Here is a 24,194-nt window from a genome sequence, read left to right as displayed (position 1 = left end):
TGATCAGGTTGATAGGTCAGAGGTGGAAGCGTGGCGACATGTGGAGCTGACTGATACTAATAGATCGAGGACTTAACCAACGCTTTAAAAAAATGAAATACCTTCTTATTATCTAGTTTTGAAGGAACAACGTTCCTTTCATGTTTGGTGGCGATAGCGAAGAGGTCACACCCGTTCCCATTCCGAACACGGCAGTTAAGCTCTTCAGCGCCGATGGTAGTTGGGGGTTTCCCCCTGTGAGAGTAGGACGCCGCCAAGCCATTTAAAAAGATCAGCCATCCGGCTGGTCTTTTTTTGAGGTTGTTATTCCTTCAGAATCTTTATATTTAAACCTGTTAAAAAAAAGTAGTGACTCAAAAGGACCATAAAGGAAGTTATATGCAGTATAAATGGTAGGACATACTATAGATGCATCTGAATTTCTACAGCTATCTGTATTATCCATATCTGTTTAAGACAAAGGGACAAATTCTTCGTTTCTGTAGGGATATATGTTAAACTTAACGTAGTTCTGAAACTGTCATTGGGGGAATAGCCGATGGATACCTCTGCTAAAGATGAAATGATTTTTTCGTTTGCTGAATGGTTGAGAGACCAAGGCAAATCAGCTAATACGATCAAAACGTATACTGGTGTCCTTTCACAGTTTTGTGACCAGACACAAAAGATATTGCTGGAGATTCATTCTGAAGATGTTCAGGGTTATCTTGATTATTTAGAAAATTGCAAGAAAAGCCCAGGAACAATCGAAAAACACTATATCGCCCTAAATGTCTTCTTTAAATTTTTAGGCAAACCGCAGGTAATGCTTACTGTGGAACGTAAGGTTAAGGAGCACAAGCTTGAGGTACCTGAAACTTTAAGCATCAATGAGCAGCAGATCCTGTTAAGAGATATAGAAGCAGAAGGAAATCTAAGGAACATTGCCATCGTCTACCTATTGTTACATACTGGAATCCGTGTCTCTGAATTATGTGACTTAAATGGCCGTGACGTCATTATGGAAACAGAGCGGAATTATATACGTGTCAGGAACGCAAAAGGTGAAATCGATAGATCCGTTCCCCTTACACTATCGGCTATACAACATGTAAAAAATTATCTTTATTCTTTAAAAGAAAAAGCAGATCCGTTATTCATCTCAAGCTATAATCAGAGGATCACTCCAAGGTCGGTTCAATATATATTAAAAAAATACAATGTGCATCCACATAAACTGCGACATACCTTTTGCCAAAGGTTAGTGGATAATGGAATAGATATACAAACGATATCAAAGCTTGCCGGTCATAAAGATTTAAACGTAACGAAGCGTTATCTAAGAGAAAAATCGTTAGATCTGGCAAATGCGATAGACCAAACTTTCACGAAACACTAATCTATAGAAATTATTAGGGAAAGCGAGTTCTTTCCTTTTTTTTGTTTAAATAAGGTTTAAAAACAAACAAATTTCCTTGGAAATGACGAATAGGACGTTTTGTCTTATCAGACGGGAGAGGTTAAAAGAAGAAAGAATATAGTTCCGTCAAAACGGGCCTAAGTGGAAGGGCTAATATATTAAGGAACATATTGATCAATTGTTGAATCAAGAAAGAGGGGATTCCTAATATAAGGAATCCCCTCTTTCTTTTTCTTCGTTACTTAACTGTTTTTTTCTTCTTTTTACCTATTTTCATTATTACTTCATATACTACCGGTACTATTACAAGTGTTAGCAATGTAGAACTCACCAGTCCGCCGATAACGGTAATTCCCAAACCTTGTGAGATTAATCCACTGCCTTCCGCACCGATTGCCAAAGGTATTAAAGCGCCGATTGTGGCAAGGGCAGTCATCAGGATTGGACGTAGACGGGTGGATCCTGCCTCGAGTAAAGCTTCCCTGGTAGATAGCCCGGATTCTTCATTTTTGATAACACGGTCTACTAATACGATGGCATTGGTTACCACGATACCAATAAGCATTAGTACACCCATCATGGCCGAAACGCTGATGGTCTCACCTGCAACGAATAGCCCTGCCAATGCCCCGATTACCGTAAATGGTAAGGAGAAGAGAATGGCTATTGGTGCTAAACCACCATGGAAAGTAACGACTAGGACAAAGTATACGATAGCAACGGCCGCTAACATAGCGATACCAAGTTGAGTGAATGATTCTTGGATATCTTCCGTTACTCCGCCATAGTCTATAGAGACGCTTGCGGGAAGGTCTAATTTATCAACTTCCTTTTGTACCTCAGCTGTTACTGCAGCTACATCATCCGATTTGATTGTTGCCGACACGTCGGCATAAATTTTTCCATCGCGGCGGCTGATTGTATCGGAAGCTTTGCCTTCTTCAATTTTCACAAGCTCTTTCAATGGTATTTCCATTCCCATTGGAGAAGAAATTTTCGTATTCTCAAGATCTTTTTTGTCTTCGAATGTCGTTTCTTCTGTCTCGACATATACTTTTACTTCTTCTCCATCTTTCTTAATCGTAGTTAAAGCCTCATCTTTATTCGTATTGGCAATGGCCATTCCAATTTGTGCAGCTGTCAGTCCAATATCGCTTAGCTTTTCCTGGTCTGCAACTAGTGTATATTGCTCATAAGCATCGGAAAGACTTGTATCAACATCTTTTAAATCTTTATTTTTCTTCATGATATTTTGAATATCGTCAATTACAGGTTCAATGTCTTTTTGTGTATTTCCGTATACAAATAAAGTGGTTTCGTTACTTGCTGTTGACGTAAATTCTTGTTGTTTCCATGTTCCAGGTGAATCAAGTTCAGTTAAATCCTTTATGACCGTTTCTTTTTTGTCCCCGAAATTTTGGGTGTCTTCATCATAGAGTACATAGAAGAGAGCCGAGTTACTCGAGCCGCCCATCATTCCGCCCATCATGCTTTCACCTAGTGTATATTGAACGGTCTTCACATCGTCTTTATCCATGAAGTATTTTTCTACTTTTTCTGTTTGCTTTTCAATATCCTCTTTTAACTCTCCAGGTGCGGGAGTGTAAGTGACGATAATCGTTTTTTCTTCATCTGCAGGCATGAAGCTGACACCGATGCTTGGGATTAGGAATAAGCTACCGACCAATAATACAATGGCAGTACCGAAAGTGATTAACTTATGGTTTAACGACCAATCCAGTGCTTTTCGGTAGAATGCAGATAGTTTGCTTGGTTTTTCTTCATGTGATTTTAATTCTTTTTTTGATAGTCCCTTTTTAAATAAAGAGTCTGCCATTGCCGGAACAAGTGTGATGGCAATTATTAATGAAGCGACTAATGCAAACACCATCGTTAAGGCGAATGGCATGAATAGTTCCCCGACAGCTCCTGTAACGCTTGCTAAAGGCAGGTATACGGCTACAGTAACGATTGTCGATGAAAGGATAGGGATGAACATTTCCTTAGTGGCTGATCGTATTAATTCGCCGCCTTTTAATTGTTCGCCTTTTAAAGCCATTCTCCTATAAATATTTTCAATGACGACAATGGAGTCATCGACGACCCGGCCAATGGCAACTGTCATGGCCCCCAGTGTCATGACATTCAATGAAATATCCATTTGTTTGAGAACCAAAAGGGCTGCTAACAAGGATAATGGAATCGAAATGACGGAAATGAGAGTCGTTTTAAAGTTCCTAAGGAAAAGCATGATAACAATGACGGCAAACAGACAGCCGAAGATTGCCTTGCTGATCATGGTTTCAACAGAATCTTTAATCGGTTGGGCCTGATCAAGCGTAGTGTGTACACTTACGCCTTTAAATTCTTCTTTGAAATTCGATACTTCTTCTTTTACTTCGTCTACGATTGCAACTGTATCGGCATCAGGTGATCTTGTAACCTGAATCCCAATCGATTCGCTACCGTTTGTTCTTGAAATCGATTCAGCCTTACCGGTGATTTTAACATCGGCAATGTCTGATAATTTGACATTTGGCAGTTGGGCAGGACCCGCGGCCATTTCAGGGGATAATTGATTGGTTTCGGGTACGGTTTGTGCTGGCGTTCCTGTTTGAGAGCCGCCGGTTAAAGGTATCTTTATATTTTTTAGGTCTTTTAATGTGGAGATGTTTCCATCCACAACGATCGTTTTTTCTTTATCATCAAAGTTATATATGCCAAGCGGCATGTTGACGTTTGCGGCCTGGATAACCTTCTTTACGGTATCTTCATCGAGCCCGTATTGAGCCATCTTTTCCTGGTCGAATACAAGGCTGCCTTCATTTACTTGTTGTCCGGAAATTGATACGGATGTCACGCCGTCAATTCCTTCAAGTTTAGGTACTAACACTTCTTCGACATTATTTGTAAGGGCTGGTAAATCAGAACCCTTATCTGTTACACTGAGTGCTACGACAGGAAAAGCGTTTAATTCTAATTTAGATACGCTTGGGTCATCGACTCCCTCGGGCAGTTCTAATTTCTCTAAAGCTTCTTTCACTTCTTTTACTGCATCGTCCATATCCGTATCATAATCATATTGTAATTGGATGGAAGAGACGTTAGCCATGGACGAAGAACTGACTAATTCGACTCCTGCTAAATTTGTTACTTTCTGCTCAATCTGGTCTGTGAGTTTATCCGCTACTTCTTCAGGTGCAGCTCCAGGATATACAGTGGAGATGCTTATTAAAGGAGTCGAGATGCTTGGTATGGTTTCTTGTTTCATGTTTAAACCGGAGTATAAACCAGCTGCTACGATGATGATCGTAAGCAACCAGATTGCCAATTTATTCTTTAATGAAAATTTAATTATTGAATTCAAGCTTGTACCCTCCATACATAAAATTATGACTAGTCGGTCACAGACTCAAATATATAGGATATGGATTATGATTGCAACAGATAATATCCGGTAGTATTAATGTTGTGATTTCAAGGGTTTCGGGATACAATTCGGAAGATGTGACCCGTTGGTCACAAACGGACAATTTTAAGAGATAGGATGAATTTGATGAAAGAAAAAAATAAGATGATCATAGATAAGTCTGTAGAGCTTTTCGCGGAGAAAGGCTATCATGCTACTTCCGTTCAGGAAATTGCTGAAAAATGTGGGATAGCAAAGGGGTCTTTTTATAATTATTTTAAATCGAAGGAAGAATTACTAGTCTCCATTTTTAAATTTTATTATGAAGCGTTGACGGACTCATTACTTGATCTTGAATTGGATGCTTCATTAACCAGTAAAGACAAATTCATGAGGCAAATCACTGTTCACATTGAACATATGACTGGAAATACCAACTTGATTCAAATGATGATGCAGGAACAAATGGTTCATATCAGCAAAGAACTAGATGGGTTTTTACATTATATCCATGAAGAGGGCTTGATTTGGTTCAAGCGTAAAATCATTGAGTTATATCCGGGACTTTCGGCTGATCTTCTGCCGGATTGCACCATAATTTTAGATTCCCTTTTCAAAGGATATATCGGAATATTGATCAGGAAACAAAATGCTTTCGATGTGGAATTGTTACCTAGCTTCATATTGAACCGGATGGATTCAATTATCGAAAGCCTGCAGAGCATGGAAGATCCATTATTGAAACAATTTCCCCTACCAGGATGCTCGATGCGGGATATGAGCCCAAAAGAAGAAATCCATTCGATTATCGTCAGGATGCTGGAAGTGGAAACACGTAAAGAAGAGGGAATGGAAAAACGTAAAAATACGGAAGCTTTAAAGGCGATCCAGGAAGAGTTTTCAAAAGTTAGGCCAAGCCCCATTATCTTGGAAAGCCTTTTGTTATTTTTAGAAAAAAATGAAAAAAGAAGTCCCTTGTGTTCTAAGCTTATTTTAGTGATGAAGGATTATTTGACGAATATATGAATGCTTTACCGAAAGGGGCGTATTGCCTCTTTTTTTCATTTGAATCTTAATGAGTTTCAAAAGCGGGGGTTTAGGAAAAAGTATAAGTGATGGGAAGAAGACATTCTTTCAATAATATAGGGGCAAGAATCATGCGATGGAAAAAGGGAATGCTGATTTATAATGAAAGTGCCGGTAATGATAAACTCGAAAGGAATCTTGAGGGTTGTCTTCCAGTAATAGCTCCACATATTGATGAGTTTCTCATTCTACAAACGAAGGAAAAAGGCGATGCATGCCGTTTTTGTTCGAAGTATGGTGAAGACATGGATGTAGTTTTCGTATTAGGAGGAGATGGAACGGTACATGAGTGTGTAAATGGCCTTTCACCACTTCGGAGGCGGCCGTTGTTTGGGATTTTACCTGGAGGGACTTGCAATGATTTCTCCAGGACATTAAAGATTCCTCAAAATATTCGTCAAGCTGCGGAAGCATTAGTTAATGGCAAGGTTCGTTCAATTGATATTGGGCAGGGCAATGACGATTATTTTTCTAATTTTTGGGGAGTAGGGCTTATTTCAGATGCATCAAGCAATATTGATGAGCAGGAAAAAAGCAGGTTCGGAAAGATCGGATATTTATTAAGTGCTGTAAGGACGATTGGTGAAAAAGCTCCCTTTTCCTATAAACTAGAATATGATGGGAATCTCATTGAAGGGGAAGCAGTTATGATTTTGGTCTTGAATGGTTGTTTTATCGGCACTAATTTATTGCCCTTTCCCATGGTTAGTCCAGACGATGGGCTCTTTGGCGTTGCTATCCTGGAAAATGCAAGCCTTGGTGCATTTTTAGAAATAATAGCGATGAAACGTTCATGGACTGAAAATCTGAGCTCTGACTCTGGGGTGACTTATTTACAAGCCGGTACCCTGACCATTGAAACGAAGAGGCCGCTTGATGTGGATAGGGATGGAGAGAACTATGGAAAAACGCCTGCACGCATTAAAGTCCTTGCCCATCATTTGTCAGTATTAACTCCAAATTAGTTTGGGGGATTAAAATTGAAGGGTAAGGATTATGTGTTTTTTTTGTATATTCATTCCTTATTTCTGCAATTGTTTCCAAAATAAGATAAAATATATGATGATATATCAATTTTTGCAGGAGGACCACATATGGTGTACCAGGTCAGATTGTTAAAGGGCATTTTAGAGCCTAATCGTAGTCGTTATCAGCTGCAAAATGCAGAGGCAGTCACAAAGTTTGGATTGAAATTACTATTTTTATATTTTCTTAGTCTTATAGTATTCGCCATTGGGGGATATTTTGGCATTGGTTCAGAATCATTCTCCAAAGAAATCACGAAGATGGGTGTCAATGAATTCGAAGCAGCAAAGTTGCTGATTTTGAGCGGCAATATAATAACAGGCATAATCGGCCCTTCCATATACATATTTTTAGCAGCTCTATTCTTTTGGATCGTTACTGATATCCCATATATAAAATTAGTTATCGTTCAAATGATTCTTTTTGGTTTGCAATTAGTGGAAAAAACTTTACTGATTCCTCTATTCGTTTTAATGGATATAGGCAGCGATGCCAATCCTTTTTCATTGGGGATAATCAGTCAGTATTTTCTCAGAAGTGATTATTTCATTCACTTTTTCAGCGAAATCACAATTTTTCAATTTCTTATTATTGCTCTGCAATATTTTTATTTAAAGGAATTTTCAAAACGAAATAATTATTTGGTCCTTTTAATGATTGTTCTATTCTATCTGGCCACATGGTTTGTTAAAGCCTTTTTAGCATACATCCAAGTAGGCGTATTTGTATAAGGCGGGTGAAAAGAATGAGCGGGAAATGGAAAATAGCAGCGGTCTCCATTGCGTCGATAGTGTTAATAACCGTTAACTTATACCTTATTGAAAAAAAAGAAAGCAAAGTGGAACGAACTGTTTTCGTTGAAAACTGGACAAAGGTAAAAAAAGATACAATTACGGATACTATTCAAACAAATGGGGTAATTAAACCTGTAGAAGAGTATGATATCTATTTCGATGCCAAGAAAAATGAGTTTAAGAAATTCCTTGTAAAAGAAGGCGATGCGATTACGGCTGGCTCCTCGTTGTTTGAGTATACGACGACTGAACTTGATGCGCGTAAAGCGGATTTAGAAGCGGAGAAAACGGCAGCTGAGGGAGAAATTGCAGGGATTGAGGAATACATAGGAAAGTTGCGGTCTTATCAAGGGACCCTGACCAGTGATCCTGAAAAAGCGTCCATTGATGAATCGGTGGAAAAAAACTTGAATATTGATATAACAACAAGCTCTTCAGATCTTATTAAAAGTAACATTGAGCAAGAAATGTACAAGCAGGAACTGGAAAAAAACAGTTTGAATGAAAAAGTGAAAATGCTTGACGCTAAATTAAGTTCAATTGAGGAGCAGTCCAGTGCGATTGTGACGACGAGTGAGGCTGATGGAGTAGTTAAAAATATCAATAAAAACCTGAATAATCCCATTATATCCATCGTTTCAACAAATATGGCAATTGAAGGGTATTTATCTGAAGAGGAAATGAAAAAGGCTGAAGTGGGCATGACTATAAAAGCAAGTTCCTCTGATTCAAAAAAGGCATTGAAAGGAACGATAGGCCGTATCCATTCCTATCCCGCTGAAGAGCCGTCATTAAAAAAAGATAACAGATTTCCATTTCAGGCTTTAATCGAACCGGTAGGCGAAGAAACGGAACCTTTGTTGGTGGGATCCAAAGTGAATCTTACTGTAATAACCAATGAGAAAGCCGGTGTACCCTCCATTCCTATAGAGGCGGTACAATACCAAAAACAGCCGCATGTTTACAAATTGACTAAAAAAGGCCATGTGGATAAACATTACATCACAAAAGGGCTAAAAGCTGAAGGGAAGCAAGAACTCATAAAGGGACCGTCGGTGGGTGACGTCATCCTCCTGGAACCGAATGTGGCAGTGAAGAACCATTCTTATTTTATTACTCCAATTCAATTTGAAAAAGTGAAAGCTGCAACTTATAAAAAATTCACCTCTAGGGAAAAAGTAAGATATCTGTTACTTGGCATTTTGGAAAAGTAACTGCTTCTTACACCAAGAGAGGTGATGTCAAATTAGTTATTATTTATATATCAATATAACTTAAATGAATAAAAATCGGGATGAGAAATTATAGGTAAAATAGCCTTTAATACAGAATATTCAGATAAGTTTAAAGTTTTTTTCTATAACTGATGCGAATAAATATTTACAGATTATCATTTTTAGTATAATATTTTATTATAAGTTAACTCGCTTAATCTTATTCCAAGAACGGGGGAACCATTTTTGTGGATTTCTATCCGCTAGGGGTGAATTCAGAAATGAAAGGGCATTTGTGTTTCCAATTCCTAACCCGACAGCTAACCTCGTCAGCGTCTTTAAGGGAACATGTGTGAATAGTCACGCCAATAAGAAATCGACACATGAAGTGTCTTTTTTTTCGGCGTAAAGATAGAGTTTTTCAAAAAAAGAAAAATTACTTTCTTTTATTAGTATCTTGTTTCCCTTACCGAGACAAAAATGTTTTTGCATCAAAGACTTTATGGAAGGTGAGGAAAGTAAATGAAGAAATTCAAATTAAGTTTAGCTAGCCAAATTTTCATTGGTTTAATTCTAGGGATTATCGTTGGTGCCATTTTTTATGGTAATGAGACGGCCCAAAGCTTTTTACAGCCATTCGGAGACATTTTCCTACGAATGATTAAAATGATTGTTGTGCCGATCATCGTATCAAGCCTTATCGTTGCAGTTGCTGGTGTAGGTGATTTGAAAGCGGTCGGTAAGCTAGGTGCTAAATCATTATCATACTTTGTTGTGGTAACTATGATTGCGATTGCCATTGGTTTAATTTCCGCGAATATCATCCAGCCTGGTGCTGGTGTGAATATGAATAATCTGGAACAAACAGATATTTCCACATATGTTGATACTGCAGAAACTAAGCAGCATGAATCGTTTGTGGATACACTTGTACACATTGTGCCATCCAATCCTGTTAAAGCCATGGTAGAAGGCGATATGCTAGCGATCATTTTCTTCTCCGTGTTGTTTGGACTTAGTATTGCGGCCATCGGTGAAAAGGGTAAACCAGTTTTCCGTTTCTTCCAAGGTACTGCTGAAGGAATGTTCTACCTAACTAATATGGTCATGAAATTCGCTCCAATCGGTGTATTTGCACTAATCGGTGTGACTATCTCCAAGTTCGGTTTGGAATCTTTAATTCCGTTAGGAAAGTTAGCGCTTTCTGTTTACGGAACCATGATTTTCTTTGTAATTGTCATTCTGGGTCTGATTGCAAAATTTGTAGGATTCAATATCTTTACGTTGATTAAACTTCTCAAAGAAGAATTGATTCTTGCGTTCTCTACAGCAAGTTCAGAAGCGGTTCTTCCGAAAATCATGGAAAAAATGGAGAAAGCGGGATGTCCGAAACATATTGCTACATTTGTTATTCCGACTGGATACTCGTTTAACCTTGATGGCTCTACATTATACCAAGCGTTAGCAGCTATCTTCATTGCTCAAATGTACGGAATCGATTTAAGCGTGTATGAGCAAATTACGCTAATGCTAGTGTTAATGATCACGTCCAAGGGGATTGCGGGTGTACCGGGTGTATCTTTCGTAGTTCTTTTAGCGACATTGGGAACTGTTGGTATTCCTATTGAAGGTCTAGCATTTATTGCCGGTATCGACCGTATTCTTGATATGGGACGTACAGTAGTAAACGTTATCGGTAATTCACTTGCAGCAATCGTCATCTCTAAATGGGAAGGTCAATTCAACCCTCCTTCCAAAAAAGAATTAGAACAAGTTTCTTAATACAAAAAATCCAGAGTGAAATGTCACTCTGGATTTTTTTTGAATTAAAATGCACTTCCTGATTTTTAACGATCCAGAAGCGGCAATCGGAAGAGAAAGCGTTGACACCTTCGTTTCCATCGAATAATTCACTGCGGTAAAAGCTCTCGATGACTGTAAGCCCTGCTTCCTCCAGACAATTAAGTACTTCAAGTAGTGTTGGGATATGGGGGTAAGTATCGTCCCGGAAGTGAAAATATCCCCAAACTCATAAAGCCTCGAATCTTGTTGCCCTTCACACCTTGCTCCCTGAAGTTCAGGTGATTTTCGTTTTTATCACGGTCATGTGTTGTGAAAATGAAGATTCCTTCAGGTTTTAAAATACAGTTGATTTCTTTTAAAGCCAATGTGCGGTTTTGTCGCTGGGGAATTTGCATTAAACCATTAAAAGCGAAGATTGCTTTATCGAATGATGTGTCATTGAAAGGGAGGTTTGTTGCATCGCCAAGGATAAAGGGTATGTCCTGGTTATATTCATGCACTATTTTTTCGGCTTCATTAAGCATGGAAGGAGCTAGATCGATTCCCGTTATATTTTGAATTCCTTTTTTATATAGTGTGAAAGTGGTTCTTCCTGAACCGCATCCGATATCAAGGATTGCATCATCCTGATATAAATATTTTTCGGAGTGCATATTTCTCTGATTGCCATAGACCTAATTTTTTAGTTGCATCAGCATAAAGGGAAGGGCCCCATGAAAAGAATGAATGATAAATCCTTTTTTAACTTTATCCCTGATTAATTCCTCCAATTGTATATTCTTCACTATAATATGGATATTCATTTGGGCTAATATGGATTTTATGTTCGACATTATTTACACGATGCTGATGATGATTAATATTGGGGGCTATATAACTTACGTGAAAACCCAAAAGTTTGATAAAATAACATTATTGATTGAGAGCTCGGAGGGGGTCATGTTATGAAGAATGATAGCAATGGTATCTTATATATGTATATGCAGGCTTCTGAACGGTTTGTCCTTTTTAATGGACTCAATTTTCGTGAATTCGTCTATTCGCTGCCATATACCTTGGATTCCATCTTATTATTGAAACATCAATTCGATGGTGGGGAGTACAATTTGAATGTCCTGCTTGAGAGCGCTTCATCTGAAGATATTTCGAAGCTCGTTAAAGAAAATGTCCGGGCATATGGAGATTTCTGTTGGATCGACTTTGAAGAAGCGGAAGGGCTGGATGAATTGGATGGAAGGGAAATAGCGGAACTTTTATATTTAGGACACGCTAAAACCCATCTGGATCCCCCATTTTTCCGTAAATTGAATAATCAATTTGTGTACCTTGCCCAGGATGATGGCTGGTTCAATAAAATTTATTTTCGTTCTCTTTCAACATATTATATGATGTTAGGAAGTCTGATTCCGCTAAAGTTGGAGCCATTAAAAGTAGAGAGGACGTGGCTTGGAATCAGAAAGAAAAAAGAGCTGACGGCAATTCCTGCAGAAATCATTTCTTCCTTGGCTCATATTCTGGCAGAGGGGCTGGTTTTTTCCTTTCGGGATGTTAAGTATTCAAGAACGAAAATTGAGATACCGGCATGGGTCGTAGGGGATTATTTAAACATGGATGAGATGCATGATGACTTTTCGGATAGAGATATTAAGGAGCCCGATGCCTTTATAATCTTCAATCGAAAAGAAAAGGTATGGGAATCAATTATTAAAAATACATCATCCTCCTGAATTATCCCAACTTCCGAGGTTCGTGGATTGGATTATTTGACACCCCTGAATTTTTTAGGTGTAAGACTTACCATCTCATACATAAAAGATAAGAGAGGGCGACGCACAGGATGTGCTAGCTCAGGTGTTGTCACAGGACGTGGCGAACTTAACCTGTTCCGCTGGTGGTGATCATTGGAAAAGTGCTAATGATGGAAGTTTCGCTTTACCCCGCATTAAAGGATGTAGGGCAGGTGGATAGAAGATGTAACAAAAAAGAAATGTGGAGGTCTAACAGCCTGCAAATGCCCGATTGCGACGCACAGGATGTGCTAGCGCAGGTGTTGTCACAAGACGTGGAGAACTTAACCTGTGTTCCGCTGGTGGTAATCATTGGGAAATCGCCAATGATGGAAGTTTCGCTTTAACCATTTTAGTGTAAAGTGATACAATGAACATGGTTAAAAGAATATTGGAGGGTAATAACTCATGAAAACTAAACTAGGTTTGCTTTATGGTGGAAAATCTGCGGAGCATGAGGTTTCTATGCAGACGGCTTTAGCGGTCATTAAAGCTCTCGATTTAGCAAAGTTTGATATATATCCGATTTACATAACAAAAGAGGGTTCGTGGATTAATGGACCAAAGTTAACAGGACCTGCTGAGAATGTGGAGGCTTTGACATTTTCACCGGAAAAATCGAGCTCGCCTCTTGCCTTGCAGGCACATTCAACTGATGAAAATAGTGAATCAACAGGGTATGACGTAATTTTCCCATTGCTTCACGGACCAAATGGAGAAGATGGGACCGTACAAGGGATGCTGGAACTATTGAACCTTCCTTATGTAGGAAATGGCGTTTTAGCTTCATCAGCAGGAATGGATAAAGTCATCATGAAAAACATTTTTGCCCAGGCGGGACTTCCTCAAGTGAAATATACTTGGTTCATTCGTTCTGAATGGGAGAAGAATACTGAAAGTGCCATTAAAAAGGTAGCGGATGAATTGGGGTACCCTTGTTTTGTCAAACCTGCCAATTTAGGCTCGAGTGTCGGTATCAGCAAATGTAATGATGCTGATGAACTGGAAAAAGCGGTAGCGGAAGCTTTTCAATTCGATCGGAAGATCATCATTGAAGAAGGGGTCGTTGCTCGCGAACTCGAGTTTGGTATTCTTGGTAATGATGAACCGTCTTGTTCAGTGGCAGGCGAAATCATCCCTAAGAAAGACTTTGCCTTCTATGATTATTCAGCAAAATATGTTGACGGTAATTCAGCGATGGTCATTCCAGCGGAGATAACGGAAAGCGAGTATGCAACTTTATCCGAAATGGCCATTACTGCCTTTAAGTCATTGGATTGCTCCGGGTTGGTTCGCGCTGACTTCTTCTTGACGAATGAGGGGCAAATCTATATTAATGAAGTGAATACAATGCCTGGATTTACTCCTTTCAGCATGTTTCCGTTATTGTGGAAGCACACAGGTGTCGACTATCCAGCGTTAATTGAAAAACTAGTGAAACTTGCCTTGGAACGTCATCAGGAAAAACAACAAATCAAATATACAGTTTGATCATGCGAGTAATAACAGCAGTATACTTCACAATCCATCAAACATTGATTTGGTAGATTCCAATCAGCAGGAACCGGTGCGATTTAAACTGGTTTCTGCTTCGTTTGGTTATTGGAAGTGGAGAGCGATTAACGGTTCGATGAATGTAGGAGGAGCGAAATGATTAAGAGAACGTTAAAACAAGTACATGAAATGGCAGAGGGATTGAATGATATCAGTCCGTTCCAGTCCAAAGGAATTAATGGGGTTACCATCGATTCAAGAACGGTTAAGGAAGGATGTTTGTTCATTCCGCTTAAGGGCGGACAGGTTGACGGCCATCAGTATGTCAAGCAAGCTTTAGCGCAAGGGGCTGCTGCTTCTTTTTGGCAAAAGGATGTTCCGAATCCTCCTAATGATTTACCGGTGATCATTGTCGAAAATACCGAGAAAGCACTTCAGCAATTGGCGCGTTCTTATCGTCAGCAGTTGAATATAAAAGTCATTGGGATAACAGGAAGCAACGGTAAGACGACTACGAAAGATATGACGGCTGCACTGCTGGCCACTACCTATAAAGTTCATAAAACCAATGGAAACTTCAATAATCATTTAGGTTTACCACTAACGGTGCTTTCTATGGAAGAGGATACGGAAGCGGCTGTTTTTGAAATGGGAATGAGCAGCCGCGGTGAAATTGAGTTCTTATCCAAATTGGCAAAGCCTGATGTAGCGATCATTACCAATATCGGTGAATCACACTTATTGGATTTAGGATCACGCGAGGAAATCGCGAATGCAAAGTTGGAAATTGTCGAAGGTTTGGCGAAAGATGGAACGCTGATATATCATGGTGATGAACCATTGCTTAGCAATCGGATCAAAAAGGATTTTCCTGATTTAAACGTAATTTCTTTTGGACGCACGGAACAAAATGATTTATATCCACAGACCATAAGCCAAGGGGCAGACAGTACCACGTTTACAATCGGAAGTGGTGAAAAGGAGATCAATTATGAGATACCCGTTTTAGGCCATCATAATGTTCTTAATGCATTGGCTGCCATCTTGGTTGCTAAAGAATTCAATATAGATGATTCAGCGATCCGCAAAGGTCTGTCAACCATTCAATTAACTAATATGAGGATGGAATTGGTCGAAGGCGCAAAAGGGCAGAAAATCATCAATGATGCGTATAATGCCAGTCCAACTTCAGTTAAGGCAGCAGTGGAGTTGGTTGAGGGATTATCCGGATTTGAGAAAAAAATCCTTGTATTGGGAGACATGTTGGAGTTAGGGCCACAGGAAAAAGACTTTCATTTGAAAATTGGTGAATTGATTTCCAATGAGCGGATTGATAAGGTCTTCACGTATGGTCCTTTAGCCGAGTTTATTGCCAAGGGAGCGAGCAAGTCTTTTTCATCGGAGCAGGTTCGTCCTTTTCAAGATAAGCAGGAGCTTATAGAGGAACTTAAGTTGTCTACACAGGGAAATGACATCATTCTCGTTAAAGCTTCTAGGGGCATGAAGCTAGAGGAAGTCGTTCAAGCGCTACAAAAATAAAAAAGCGTAGAAAGGGCCGTTTCTTGAAACGGCCTTTTTTATTGTACTTAAAAAAGTGTCCCGGCAATAATGCAGATGTCATCGTTAATCACAGAATGCTTCATTCTTGAGACCAAAAGTTCCTGAAGAAGGTCATTTGTATCGAGATGGACATTTTCAATGAATTCCTTCTCGATATTGTCAGATCGGTCAATGGCGGAAGGTATGGTCGTTTTAGAGAGTCCATCTGTATAGATGATGAAACGGCTTCCTGGTTCATAATGAAAGACTATTTTTCTTATGGGCAATTCGGGAATCAGTCCGCTTGGGGTGGCCCCTTCGTTCAAATTGAGAATTTGATTGGTGCATGGGGAATACAAAATGGCTGAAGGAAGTCCGTAGTTCACATATTCGATGAGTCGATCTTTTGTATTCACGTATGCAATGAAGGCAGTAATATGAGCATGGTTTTTGTTTTCACGATTAAGTCCTTGAAAAAGATCCCGCATAAGCTTGTCCAGTTCCTTTGTTAGGAAAATGGGGTCTTTTACACGTTTGATGAGGTCGGGCATCAATGTGCGTATGTACATGTTTATAAGTGCTGTATGAATGCCTTTTCCGAATACATCGATCATTATGAAGCCGTATAACCTGTCATTAACCTCCTTCCAGTAAAATAAATCCCCTGAAAGTTCACTCGAAGGCTGGGAAAGACCTTTGACCTCTATATCTTTTTTATTGATCGACAAAGGTAAACCTGAAAGTTGAATGCCCTTTGCAATTCGTAGGCTCCTTGCTGATTTTTGGTGTATCTTTTCAAGCTCTTGCCCCTTCATTTTTGCCGAAAACAGTTGCATGCTGATGTTTTTGAGTGATTTTAATTTAATCCTGACTTCTACTGAATCAGCAGGGACCGCCATGGTTTCATAAAAGGTGTTTTCTGGTAAAATCAGAGGGGTCTCCATTCCTAAAGCGCGTTTGTAAATGAATAGGATAGGGATTTCGTGAGATTCAGCTAAGGCAAACAAAGAAGTTTGCTGCCAAGAATTTTTTGATATGTGTAAAGGTAAAATAAATAATGATTTCAGTAAGTCCGTTGAATCCTTGAATAGATGACTTTGATTGAGTGGATCTTCCAAAAAGGTGACTTTCTTGTTCATTTTCTTTAAGGTTCGACCAAAATCCTTACATAAAGGAACATCTATTGTGAAAATATTCATATAACCCCCCCGTTGTTTTGTTGATAGGTCAATCATACTGCATTTAGACTTATTTACTATGGTTTTTGAGTAAAAAGATGGAATTTCTGAAAATAGAATGATCCTATATACCTGGAAATGCAAAGAAAATTCATGATAAGTCCTTTCTTTTTCCAACGGGGGAAACAGTGGATGGTGGCTATTCATTCGAACTAATCCTTCCTGAAAAAGGTTTGTTGAAACTATTTGATTTAAACGCATATCATGTATATAAGTAGATGTTCGTTTTGTAAAACATTTAAATGGGACAGTATGTGGTTCGGAATGATTTTATCCCGAACCATGATTTTAAAACAGGACTAGGTTACTGAGATCTTCCTAACTGGATTTCTGAAAAACTGCAACGTTTTTGTAGGCAAACTCGATTTCCTCGAATTTGTCTACAGTCTGAATCCACTTACGCATGAATGGATATAGTAACTACGGTAATCCTATTGAATAAATCAAGCTGCACAATTATCAAGCAGGAATATCCAATTTTCTCGTTTTTGAAACGATCCAAAGTTTTTAGTAACTCTGAAAGGGGCGATATCCTTTATTGCATTAACAGTTTGAAAATGGTAATATGAGTATGAGTTTAAATGTCTTATCATTGATGATTATTTAAATTAATCAGGTTGAGGCAACAAAATTGTATGTTCTTACATGTTTCATGAGTTCATTCTTGAGATTATTTTAGATTAAATAGGCCGCGCGTCTGGTCATATATAAAAGCTGCATCTCTTGGCGGCTTTAGTAGCTATTAGGGAATCAAGCCGCATTTAAGCGCTTTTCCACTTCTGCAAATCCTCAACGCACCGGGCCTGTTTTGTATAAGAATCTTGGCTCTCGTCAAGTTTTGTTCATACAGTCTTTTTAAGTCTGATGAATAATAGGTGCAGCAGCCCTCACCTGAATAAAACGGTGAAACACCCGTTTATGCTACTTTTAATTTTCCATATTGAATTTAATTTTGGTTACATGTACTTTTAAAAAGATGAGCGTATGTAAATGATAAGTCTACACGTGCGCGAAGTTAAAAATGCCAGTGAATGTCCGTACTGGTATATTTCCTTTTTAAAAAATCATATTGAGTTCATTTGAACTAAAAGGCAGACATACTTTTAGGTGATAATGATAAACTTTTTATAAGAGATAAAGAAGAACATCCGTCATGATGATGAGGATTTGAACTAAAACATCTGTGCATGATCCATGAATGCACGTGTAAATTTACGATATAAAAAGGAGTACGAAAACATTGACATTGTTTAGCGAATTAGGATTAGATAGAACGTCCATGAAATCAATAGAAAAAATGGGATTTGAAGAAGCGAGCCCGATTCAATCCCAAACGATACCTCTAGCACTTGAAGGAAAAGATATCATTGGTCAAGCGCAAACGGGAACAGGTAAAACAGCGGCATTCGGTATTCCATTGATGGAAAACATCGATATCAATAACGAAAACGTGCAAGGGATTGTCATTGCACCTACACGTGAGCTTGCGATTCAAGTCTCCGAAGAACTTTTCAAGCTTGGTTACGGAAAACGCGCTCGTGTACTTGCAGTTTATGGTGGACAAGACATCGACCGTCAAATCCGTGCTTTAAAGAAAAAACCACATATTATCGTTGGTACGCCTGGTCGTCTTTTAGACCATATCAAACGTAAAAATATTAAATTAGGCGGAGTTCACACTGTAGTTCTTGATGAAGCGGATGAAATGCTTAACATGGGATTCATTGAGGATATCGAATTGATCCTTTCAACGGTTCCTGACGAAAGGCAAACATTGCTTTTCTCAGCTACAATGCCTGATCCAATCCGTAAAATTGCTGAAAGATTCATGCGGGAACCCGTTCTTGTACGTGTAAAAGCAAAAGAAATGACAGTGGATCGTATCGAACAATATTACTTGGAGTTAAAAGAAAGTGAAAAATTCGATACACTTGCACGACTTTTCGATATTCAGACACCGGATCTTGCTATTGTCTTCGGACGTACGAAACGCCGTGTCGATGAATTGGCATCTGCATTGAATATCCGCGGTTATATGGCTGAAGGCATTCATGGTGACCTTAGTCAGGCAAAACGCCTTTCTGTATTGAAAAAGTTTAAAGACCGCAGCATCGATGTACTCGTTGCTACTGATGTGGCTGCACGTGGACTTGATATTTCAGGCGTTACTCACGTATACAACTTTGATATCCCTCAAGATCCTGAAAGCTACGTTCACCGTATTGGACGTACAGGACGTGCGGGTAAACATGGTATTGCCATTACGTTTGTAACACCAAGAGAAAGAGGCCAACTGCATGCAGTTGAACATACAACGAAAAAACGTATGGAGAAACTTAAGACTCCTACGTTAACTGAAGCGTTGGAAGGTCAACAAAAAGCAGTAACGGAAAAAATCCTTAATACAATCGAGAATGATGATTTATCATTATACCTTGGTCAAGCAGAAGAATTATTACAAAAACATAGCGCAGCGGATTTAGTTGCAGCTATGCTTAAATCAATGACAAAAGAACCGGATCAAACGCCTATCAAGTTAACGGAAGAATCTCCATCTCCAATGCGTCGCAATCGCGGAGGAAGCAGTTCTTCTAGTAACAGACAGCGCAATGGCCGCAGTTCTTCAGGCAGGAAAGATTACGGTAGCGGATCAAGTAAACGCCCAAGCACAAACCGTAAATCGAATGGTTATGGAAACCGCAGCACGAGCCAAAAAAGAGAAAAAACAAATAAGATTTAATTGAATTGGAAATGCCGCTCATTTGAGCGGCATTTTTTTATGTGCATCTCCATATATGTTATCCGAATGGTTGGCGGTTTTTGGATGGACTGCTCAAACCTTTGTTTGAAAAGGGGTTAATTCCCAGTATTTAATTATAGTATAATGGATGAAAGCGAAGGATGGATGATGAAGATTCATTTATAATTACCTGTCCAGAAGAGGAGAAGCACATGGAACCTGAAAATCGTATATCGAATAAGGCCTTGACCGTATGGAAAATCAGTGGTCTTATAAGCTGTTCAATAACTTGGATTATAATCATAGCCGTACTCGTGCTTACAATCATTTTTGATTGGACATATTGGGTGTTTGGAGCGTTGATCATAATTTCGATAATCCAATCCTATCTGGCCATTTTTCTGATTCCATCGGTGAAATGGAAGAGATGGCGTTACGAAGTAAGAAATACCGAAATTGATATCCAAAGTGGTATTTTCGTCATTAAAAGAACACTCATACCCATGATTAGGGTTCAGCATGTAGAAACGAAGCAAGGGCCATTATTAAGGAAATACGATTTAGCCTCCGTTGAAATCTCCACTGCAGCGACCCTTCATGTTATCCCTGCCCTGGACCTAGCAGAGGCGGATGAATTGCGGCATTATATTTCCAGAATGGCAAGTGTGGAGGAAGAAGATGTCTGAACCTAAAAGGCTTCACCCCATAGCTGTATTGCTTAACATTATTAAATCGATTAAGGAGTTAGTCATCCCTTTTTTATTAGTGGTCGTCATTCCTGGGAAGAATGAAGGGATTCCTGGATGGATACAACCGCTGGTCATTTCCGTTATTATCCTTTTAATTATAGGTAATGCATTCCTTCAGTGGTTACGCTTTACATATCGCATAGAAGAGGGAGAATTCAGAATTGAGTCTGGAGTATTCGTAAGGAAGAAACGGTATATAAAGTTTGATCGGATCCATAGCATAGATATATCAGAGGGCATTATCCAGAGGATATTCAGGCTGGTGAAGTTGAATATTGAAACAGCTGGCGGATCTCAGGCAGATGCCGTATTATCAGCCATAAGCAAAAGTGATGCTGATCGAATCAATGCTTTTATAAGTGAGGAAAAAAATGCGAAAAATCTTTTGGATAAGGATAAAGATGAAGTCGCGGATAATGAATATGCAGCAAAATCGTCTTCCGTTTTTAAGCAGACGCTGCCGCAGCTATTCGTTATGGCTGCCACTTCGGGGGCGGTAGGTGTCTTCTTATCTGGGGCGGTCGCTTTTATTTCACAGTTCGATGAAATGATACCTTTTGAGAGGATATTTAAGGATTATGAAGATTTTATTGAAATGGGGACCATCATTCTGACCTTGTTTGCCCTTGTGGCTTTATTGGTGGTTTATGTACTGGCCACATTAAGTATGGTAATCAAATATGCTTCCTTTACCGTTATAAAAACGGATGAGGAAATCGTTATTTCCAGAGGGCTTCTCGAGAAAAGACAGCTGACAATCCCGATCCATAAAATACAAGGTATCCGGATCATGGAGAATTTGATTCGAAAGCCATTGGGATTGGCGACGGTTTATATTGAGTATGCGGGAGGCAGTATGGAAGATAAAGAAAGTTTATCCATCATGCTGTTCCCTTTAATCAGGAAGAAGTATTTACATGAAAAAATCCTGGAAATTTTACCGGCTTATGAAACAGCTACTGAGATGACACCGATACCTAAGCGTGCACTGTCCCGGTATGTATTTCGTAAGATGCTGTACCTAATCCCGATCATTGGTGTCTTGGTATGGTTTTTCAGACCATGGGGTTATCTTTCCCTTTTGCTTGTACCGTTGGCGATTTTTTGGGCTTACATGCAATATAGAGATGCAGGATGGAGCATAGAAGGGAATTTGTTGCTATTGAGCAGCCGTTTTTTCTCAAAGCAAACATTGATTATGCAGAGAAGCAGAATTCAATCAATCACATATAAAAAAAGTTGGTTTCAGAACCGAAAAGAATTAGCTACGATTTCAGCATCGATTAAATCAGGAATCACCTCCCGGGTCGGCATGGTTGCGGATGTGGAAGAAAAGGATTGCCTAAAAATTAATTCGTGGTATTTACCTAAAAAAGCAGTCGACTCCCAATGATTGAAAGGAAGAGTCGGCTGTTTGTCCTACCATTTTTTTCTTAAGTATAAGGGAGCTGTTAAAAAGCCGGTTGCTAGTCCAGACAAATGACCGACAACGTTGATCTGTGGTTGAATGAATGTCATGATAATGGCAATTCCGGTCAGTGTATATACTGTATTTCTTTCGTTGTTCGTAAAATTGGTTTTATTGAACAGTACAAGATATAGAAAGAATCCGAGTAAGCCAAAAATTGCTCCGCTGGCACCTACGTGGTTATATGTCAGTGGGTTAATTAGGAAGGTTGCGATATTGGCAAGGATTCCTGTCGATAAAAAGAAAATTAAAAACTTGACGGTTCCAAGTGTTTTCTCTAGGAATGGACCAAAGATGGCAAGTGAGAATCCATTAAACAGTAAATGTGTAAACGTGCTATGTAGAAAGATGGGGGTGATCAAACGCCACCATTGTCCATCAGCGATATATAAGTTTACACCTGTGCCATAATAAAAGAGAACATTGCCGGGAAATATGGGGAAAAGGACGAGAACGAAAACAATCATCATAATGAGTATGAGCACAGTTACAGCTCGATAAGAATTTGCGTATTCGCGGAAGCCTTCTGTTCTTGTAAACATAAATTCCTCCTTATTATCGTTTTTAATTAGATACAATATTATCATTTTCAGGTAAAAGAGTCCTCCTAATAATATGCAGCTTATTAAATTAATAGAAGAGGTGTCAAAGTGATTAAAGGTATAGGTGTGGACATTACTGAATTGGATAGAATGGAAACATTGATTAATCGGCAACCCCGTTTAAAGGAGCGTATATTAACAGAAAGGGAAATCTTGATTTTCGAAAAGTTAAATGGAAGAAGGAAGGTCGAGTATTTTGCGGGGCGTTTTGCGGCAAAGGAGGCCTTTTCAAAGGCAAACGGTACAGGGATCGGTAAGCATTTATCCTTTTTGGATATTGAAATCATCTCGGATGATAAAGGAAAGCCGGTGATTTCAAAGCCGTTTTCTGAAGGGGTCCATCTTTCGATTAGCCACAGCAGGGATTATGCAGTTGCTCAAGTCGTAATTGAAGGGTGAATGGAGTTTTGTCCAATCGGGTCATAAACCTTTAGGTTGTCTCATATACATTTAGTGCTATAGGGAGACAAGGCCCGGTAAAAGGTACATGGCAGAGTAGGTGCTCTCGAAAAGTTTTTAGCCGGATCGAGAATTGATCCGTGTCTAAAATACTGAGGAATCTAAGACATCAGTCGAGCCAATGTCCGGATCCTGCCTTTTCCTCTCCCTTTTACGTTCAAATGACAAAAAGGGGTTGAAAAGATGAAGAAGATGTTAATGCTTTTTGCAGGGATCATGCTCTTGCTTGCTCTTTCTGCTTGCGGCCAAAAATCACAGAGTGACGTAGTGAGTGAATTGAATGAGAAGCTTGGCGAAATGAAAGGATATAAAGCTAACGCGAAGATGACATTAAAGATGGGGACGGAACCTCAAGTGTATAATGTGGAGATTTGGCATAAGGACCCTTCTTTTTACCGCGTAAATCTGAAAAATGAAGAGAAAGATCAAAGCCAGATGATATTGAAAAATGATGATGGTGTATATGTTTTGACGCCGGCTTTGAATAAAAGTTTTAAATTTCAAAGCGAGTGGCCGGAGAACAGCAGTCAGGCCTATTTGTTCGAGTCGTTGGTGAAAGACATTACGGAAGATAAAAGTGCGACATATAAAGAAACGGATAAACATTATGTCTTTGAAACGAAAACACGCTACCAAAACAATAAAATGTTGCCATATCAAGAGATTGCTATAAACAAAAAGGATTTATCTCCAGTCAGTGTAAAAGTCATGGACCCCGATAGGACCGCATTGGTTCTTGTTGAATTCTCAAAGGTTAAATTCGATACGACTTTTGATAAAGATTCATTTGATATGAAGAAAAACATGACAAGTGCACAACTTGAAGCGCCTGTTATGGCAGAAGTCCAAAATGAAGGGTTTGCGGTGAAGTACCCTGAAAATATTGGTGATATGAATTTAACGGAAGAAAAAGAAATTACGACGGAAAAGGGAGAACGTGTCGTTTTGACCTATGAGGGTACAAAAAGTTTTACATTAGTTCAGGAAAAGGCTGAGGTAGTTCAAACTTCCGTTTCGACGAATGTGAATGGAGAACCGGTTGATTTGGGATATACTGTCGGAGCCATGACAGGAAATACGATTGCATGGACTTTTGAAGGTGTCGATTATATGCTTGCATCAAAGGATTTGACACAGGTAGAGATGATAGAAGTCGCCCGTTCGGTTGGGGAAGATCCAGTCAAATAGGATTACATAACAAGCTGATGTTTCCCGTCTCCTTACGAAGGTTTCTTCTATGTAGGATAGGCGGGGAAGCGGCTTGTTGACAGTTTTTAATCCTTCCATTTGATTTAGGCTGGCGGCTGGGAAATTAGAATCAAGGTGAAAAAGCACTTTATCTTTCTAGCGGTTGGTTATAGAATGGTCCTATAATGAAACGAAAACT

General features: G+C 39.2%; 19 protein-coding genes, 1 rRNA gene and 1 riboswitch. Of the genes, 16 read left to right on the top strand and 4 right to left on the bottom strand.

Features of this window, described 5'->3' with window-relative positions; genetic code table 11:
* The first annotated feature begins 143 nt into the window (after nucleotides 1-143).
* Nucleotides 144-259 (top strand): 5S ribosomal RNA (rrf, locus tag Q8G36_RS25660).
* Between the two features lie 279 nt (nucleotides 260-538).
* Nucleotides 539-1,378: a tyrosine-type recombinase/integrase gene (locus Q8G36_RS25655; protein WP_305162559.1), complete on the top strand. Its 840-nt coding sequence runs from the start codon at nucleotides 539-541 to the stop codon at nucleotides 1,376-1,378.
* Between the two features lie 259 nt (nucleotides 1,379-1,637).
* Here Q8G36_RS25655 and Q8G36_RS25650 read toward each other — a convergent pair whose 3' ends face one another.
* Nucleotides 1,638-4,766 (bottom strand): efflux RND transporter permease subunit, encoded by a 3,129-nt coding sequence (locus tag Q8G36_RS25650; RefSeq protein ID WP_305162560.1) that lies wholly within the window; start codon nucleotides 4,764-4,766, stop codon nucleotides 1,638-1,640.
* 189 nt (nucleotides 4,767-4,955) lie between these two features.
* Between Q8G36_RS25650 and Q8G36_RS25645 the strand changes: the two genes are divergently transcribed.
* The 5 genes from Q8G36_RS25645 (at nucleotide 4,956) to Q8G36_RS25625 (ending at nucleotide 10,710) form a co-directional block, all read left to right on the top strand.
* A complete protein-coding gene (locus tag Q8G36_RS25645) occupies nucleotides 4,956-5,834 on the top strand; it encodes a TetR/AcrR family transcriptional regulator (protein WP_305162561.1) in 879 nt (292 codons plus the stop codon).
* Nucleotides 5,835-5,965: 131 nt separating this feature from the next.
* On the top strand, nucleotides 5,966-6,859 hold the full coding sequence (locus tag Q8G36_RS25640) for a YegS/Rv2252/BmrU family lipid kinase (protein WP_305162562.1): 894 nt from the start codon (nucleotides 5,966-5,968) through the stop codon (nucleotides 6,857-6,859).
* Between the two features lie 129 nt (nucleotides 6,860-6,988).
* On the top strand, nucleotides 6,989-7,651 hold the full coding sequence (locus tag Q8G36_RS25635; protein ID WP_305162563.1) for a hypothetical protein: 663 nt from the start codon (nucleotides 6,989-6,991) through the stop codon (nucleotides 7,649-7,651).
* Between the two features lie 14 nt (nucleotides 7,652-7,665).
* Nucleotides 7,666-8,928 carry an efflux RND transporter periplasmic adaptor subunit gene (locus Q8G36_RS25630; RefSeq protein ID WP_305162564.1) on the top strand — a complete coding sequence of 421 codons (1,263 nt, stop codon included), beginning with the start codon at nucleotides 7,666-7,668 and terminating at the stop codon, nucleotides 8,926-8,928.
* 201 nt (nucleotides 8,929-9,129) lie between these two features.
* A riboswitch (cyclic di-AMP (ydaO/yuaA leader) is annotated at nucleotides 9,130-9,278 on the top strand.
* Between the two features lie 172 nt (nucleotides 9,279-9,450).
* Nucleotides 9,451-10,710: a cation:dicarboxylate symporter family transporter gene (locus tag Q8G36_RS25625; protein WP_305162565.1), complete on the top strand. Its 1,260-nt coding sequence runs from the start codon at nucleotides 9,451-9,453 to the stop codon at nucleotides 10,708-10,710.
* A 188-nt stretch (nucleotides 10,711-10,898) separates the two neighbouring features.
* On the opposite strand, the gene Q8G36_RS25620 is transcribed toward Q8G36_RS25625, so the two are convergent.
* Entirely contained in the window at nucleotides 10,899-11,384 is a 486-nt protein-coding gene (locus Q8G36_RS25620) for a class I SAM-dependent methyltransferase (protein ID WP_305162566.1), read from the bottom strand.
* Between the two features lie 291 nt (nucleotides 11,385-11,675).
* On the opposite strand from Q8G36_RS25620, the gene Q8G36_RS25615 reads away from it, so the two are divergent.
* From Q8G36_RS25615 to Q8G36_RS25600, 4 genes are all read left to right on the top strand, one after another.
* Nucleotides 11,676-12,458 (top strand): hypothetical protein, encoded by a 783-nt coding sequence (locus tag Q8G36_RS25615; RefSeq protein ID WP_305162568.1) that lies wholly within the window; start codon nucleotides 11,676-11,678, stop codon nucleotides 12,456-12,458.
* A 188-nt stretch (nucleotides 12,459-12,646) separates the two neighbouring features.
* On the top strand, nucleotides 12,647-12,865 hold the full coding sequence (locus Q8G36_RS25610) for a hypothetical protein (RefSeq protein ID WP_305162569.1): 219 nt from the start codon (nucleotides 12,647-12,649) through the stop codon (nucleotides 12,863-12,865).
* Between the two features lie 61 nt (nucleotides 12,866-12,926).
* A complete protein-coding gene (locus Q8G36_RS25605; RefSeq protein WP_305162570.1) occupies nucleotides 12,927-14,009 on the top strand; it encodes a D-alanine--D-alanine ligase in 1,083 nt (360 codons plus the stop codon).
* Nucleotides 14,010-14,168: 159 nt separating this feature from the next.
* Nucleotides 14,169-15,551 carry a UDP-N-acetylmuramoyl-tripeptide--D-alanyl-D-alanine ligase gene (locus Q8G36_RS25600; protein ID WP_305162571.1) on the top strand — a complete coding sequence of 461 codons (1,383 nt, stop codon included), beginning with the start codon at nucleotides 14,169-14,171 and terminating at the stop codon, nucleotides 15,549-15,551.
* Nucleotides 15,552-15,598: 47 nt separating this feature from the next.
* Here the strand turns inward: Q8G36_RS25600 and Q8G36_RS25595 are convergent, their stop codons facing one another.
* Nucleotides 15,599-16,750 carry a PP2C family protein-serine/threonine phosphatase gene (locus Q8G36_RS25595; RefSeq protein ID WP_305162573.1) on the bottom strand — a complete coding sequence of 384 codons (1,152 nt, stop codon included), beginning with the start codon at nucleotides 16,748-16,750 and terminating at the stop codon, nucleotides 15,599-15,601.
* Nucleotides 16,751-18,029: 1,279 nt separating this feature from the next.
* On the opposite strand from Q8G36_RS25595, the gene Q8G36_RS25590 reads away from it, so the two are divergent.
* The 3 genes from Q8G36_RS25590 to Q8G36_RS25580 all read left to right on the top strand — a co-directional run bounded on the left by Q8G36_RS25590 (nucleotide 18,030) and on the right by Q8G36_RS25580 (nucleotide 21,671).
* Nucleotides 18,030-19,529 (top strand): DEAD/DEAH box helicase, encoded by a 1,500-nt coding sequence (locus Q8G36_RS25590; protein WP_305162574.1) that lies wholly within the window; start codon nucleotides 18,030-18,032, stop codon nucleotides 19,527-19,529.
* 212 nt (nucleotides 19,530-19,741) lie between these two features.
* Nucleotides 19,742-20,215 (top strand): PH domain-containing protein, encoded by a 474-nt coding sequence (locus Q8G36_RS25585; RefSeq protein ID WP_305162575.1) that lies wholly within the window; start codon nucleotides 19,742-19,744, stop codon nucleotides 20,213-20,215.
* Nucleotides 20,208-21,671, top strand: coding sequence for a PH domain-containing protein (locus Q8G36_RS25580; RefSeq protein ID WP_305162576.1), 1,464 nt, complete (start codon nucleotides 20,208-20,210; stop codon nucleotides 21,669-21,671). The genes Q8G36_RS25585 and Q8G36_RS25580 overlap by 8 nt, the downstream gene beginning before the upstream one ends.
* A 26-nt stretch (nucleotides 21,672-21,697) precedes the next feature.
* Here Q8G36_RS25580 and Q8G36_RS25575 read toward each other — a convergent pair whose 3' ends face one another.
* Nucleotides 21,698-22,288, bottom strand: a complete 591-nt coding sequence (locus Q8G36_RS25575; protein ID WP_305162577.1) for a rhomboid family intramembrane serine protease — start codon at nucleotides 22,286-22,288, stop codon at nucleotides 21,698-21,700.
* A gap of 108 nt (nucleotides 22,289-22,396) precedes the next feature.
* Here Q8G36_RS25575 and acpS point away from each other — a divergent pair, with 108 nt between their 5' ends.
* Both acpS and Q8G36_RS25565 read left to right on the top strand, forming a co-directional pair.
* Nucleotides 22,397-22,747, top strand: coding sequence for a holo-ACP synthase (gene acpS / locus Q8G36_RS25570; protein WP_305162578.1), 351 nt, complete (start codon nucleotides 22,397-22,399; stop codon nucleotides 22,745-22,747).
* Between the two features lie 243 nt (nucleotides 22,748-22,990).
* Nucleotides 22,991-23,995, top strand: a complete 1,005-nt coding sequence (locus Q8G36_RS25565) for a LolA family protein (RefSeq protein ID WP_305162579.1) — start codon at nucleotides 22,991-22,993, stop codon at nucleotides 23,993-23,995.
* The last annotated feature ends 199 nt before the right edge of the window (nucleotides 23,996-24,194 follow it).

Source organism: Peribacillus frigoritolerans, from assembly GCF_030676415.1.
Taxonomy (GTDB): domain Bacteria; phylum Bacillota; class Bacilli; order Bacillales; family DSM-1321; genus Peribacillus; species Peribacillus frigoritolerans_A.
Note: the sequence above shows the minus strand (reverse complement) of the source record. Positions and strands in the feature narration are given on the sequence as shown.

Bases quoted from the DNA above. Each gene is read 5' to 3' on its own strand.
- Q8G36_RS25595 (WP_305162573.1), bottom strand. From the start codon at position 16,750: ATGAATATTTTCACAATAGATGTTCCTTTATGTAAGGATTTTGGTCGA.
- Q8G36_RS25625 (WP_305162565.1), top strand. From the start codon at position 9,451: ATGAAGAAATTCAAATTAAGTTTAGCTAGCCAAATTTTCATTGGTTTA.
- Q8G36_RS25645 (WP_305162561.1), top strand. From the start codon at position 4,956: ATGAAAGAAAAAAATAAGATGATCATAGATAAGTCTGTAGAGCTTTTC.
- Q8G36_RS25635 (WP_305162563.1), top strand. From the start codon at position 6,989: ATGGTGTACCAGGTCAGATTGTTAAAGGGCATTTTAGAGCCTAATCGT.
- Q8G36_RS25565 (WP_305162579.1), top strand. From the start codon at position 22,991: ATGAAGAAGATGTTAATGCTTTTTGCAGGGATCATGCTCTTGCTTGCT.
- Q8G36_RS25620 (WP_305162566.1), bottom strand. From the start codon at position 11,384: ATGCACTCCGAAAAATATTTATATCAGGATGATGCAATCCTTGATATC.
- Q8G36_RS25605 (WP_305162570.1), top strand. From the start codon at position 12,927: ATGAAAACTAAACTAGGTTTGCTTTATGGTGGAAAATCTGCGGAGCAT.
- Q8G36_RS25575 (WP_305162577.1), bottom strand. From the start codon at position 22,288: ATGTTTACAAGAACAGAAGGCTTCCGCGAATACGCAAATTCTTATCGA.
- Q8G36_RS25655 (WP_305162559.1), top strand. From the start codon at position 539: ATGGATACCTCTGCTAAAGATGAAATGATTTTTTCGTTTGCTGAATGG.
- Q8G36_RS25640 (WP_305162562.1), top strand. From the start codon at position 5,966: ATGCGATGGAAAAAGGGAATGCTGATTTATAATGAAAGTGCCGGTAAT.
- Q8G36_RS25615 (WP_305162568.1), top strand. From the start codon at position 11,676: ATGAAGAATGATAGCAATGGTATCTTATATATGTATATGCAGGCTTCT.
- Q8G36_RS25610 (WP_305162569.1), top strand. From the start codon at position 12,647: ATGATGGAAGTTTCGCTTTACCCCGCATTAAAGGATGTAGGGCAGGTG.
- Q8G36_RS25630 (WP_305162564.1), top strand. From the start codon at position 7,666: ATGAGCGGGAAATGGAAAATAGCAGCGGTCTCCATTGCGTCGATAGTG.
- Q8G36_RS25585 (WP_305162575.1), top strand. From the start codon at position 19,742: ATGGAACCTGAAAATCGTATATCGAATAAGGCCTTGACCGTATGGAAA.
- Q8G36_RS25580 (WP_305162576.1), top strand. From the start codon at position 20,208: ATGTCTGAACCTAAAAGGCTTCACCCCATAGCTGTATTGCTTAACATT.
- Q8G36_RS25600 (WP_305162571.1), top strand. From the start codon at position 14,169: ATGATTAAGAGAACGTTAAAACAAGTACATGAAATGGCAGAGGGATTG.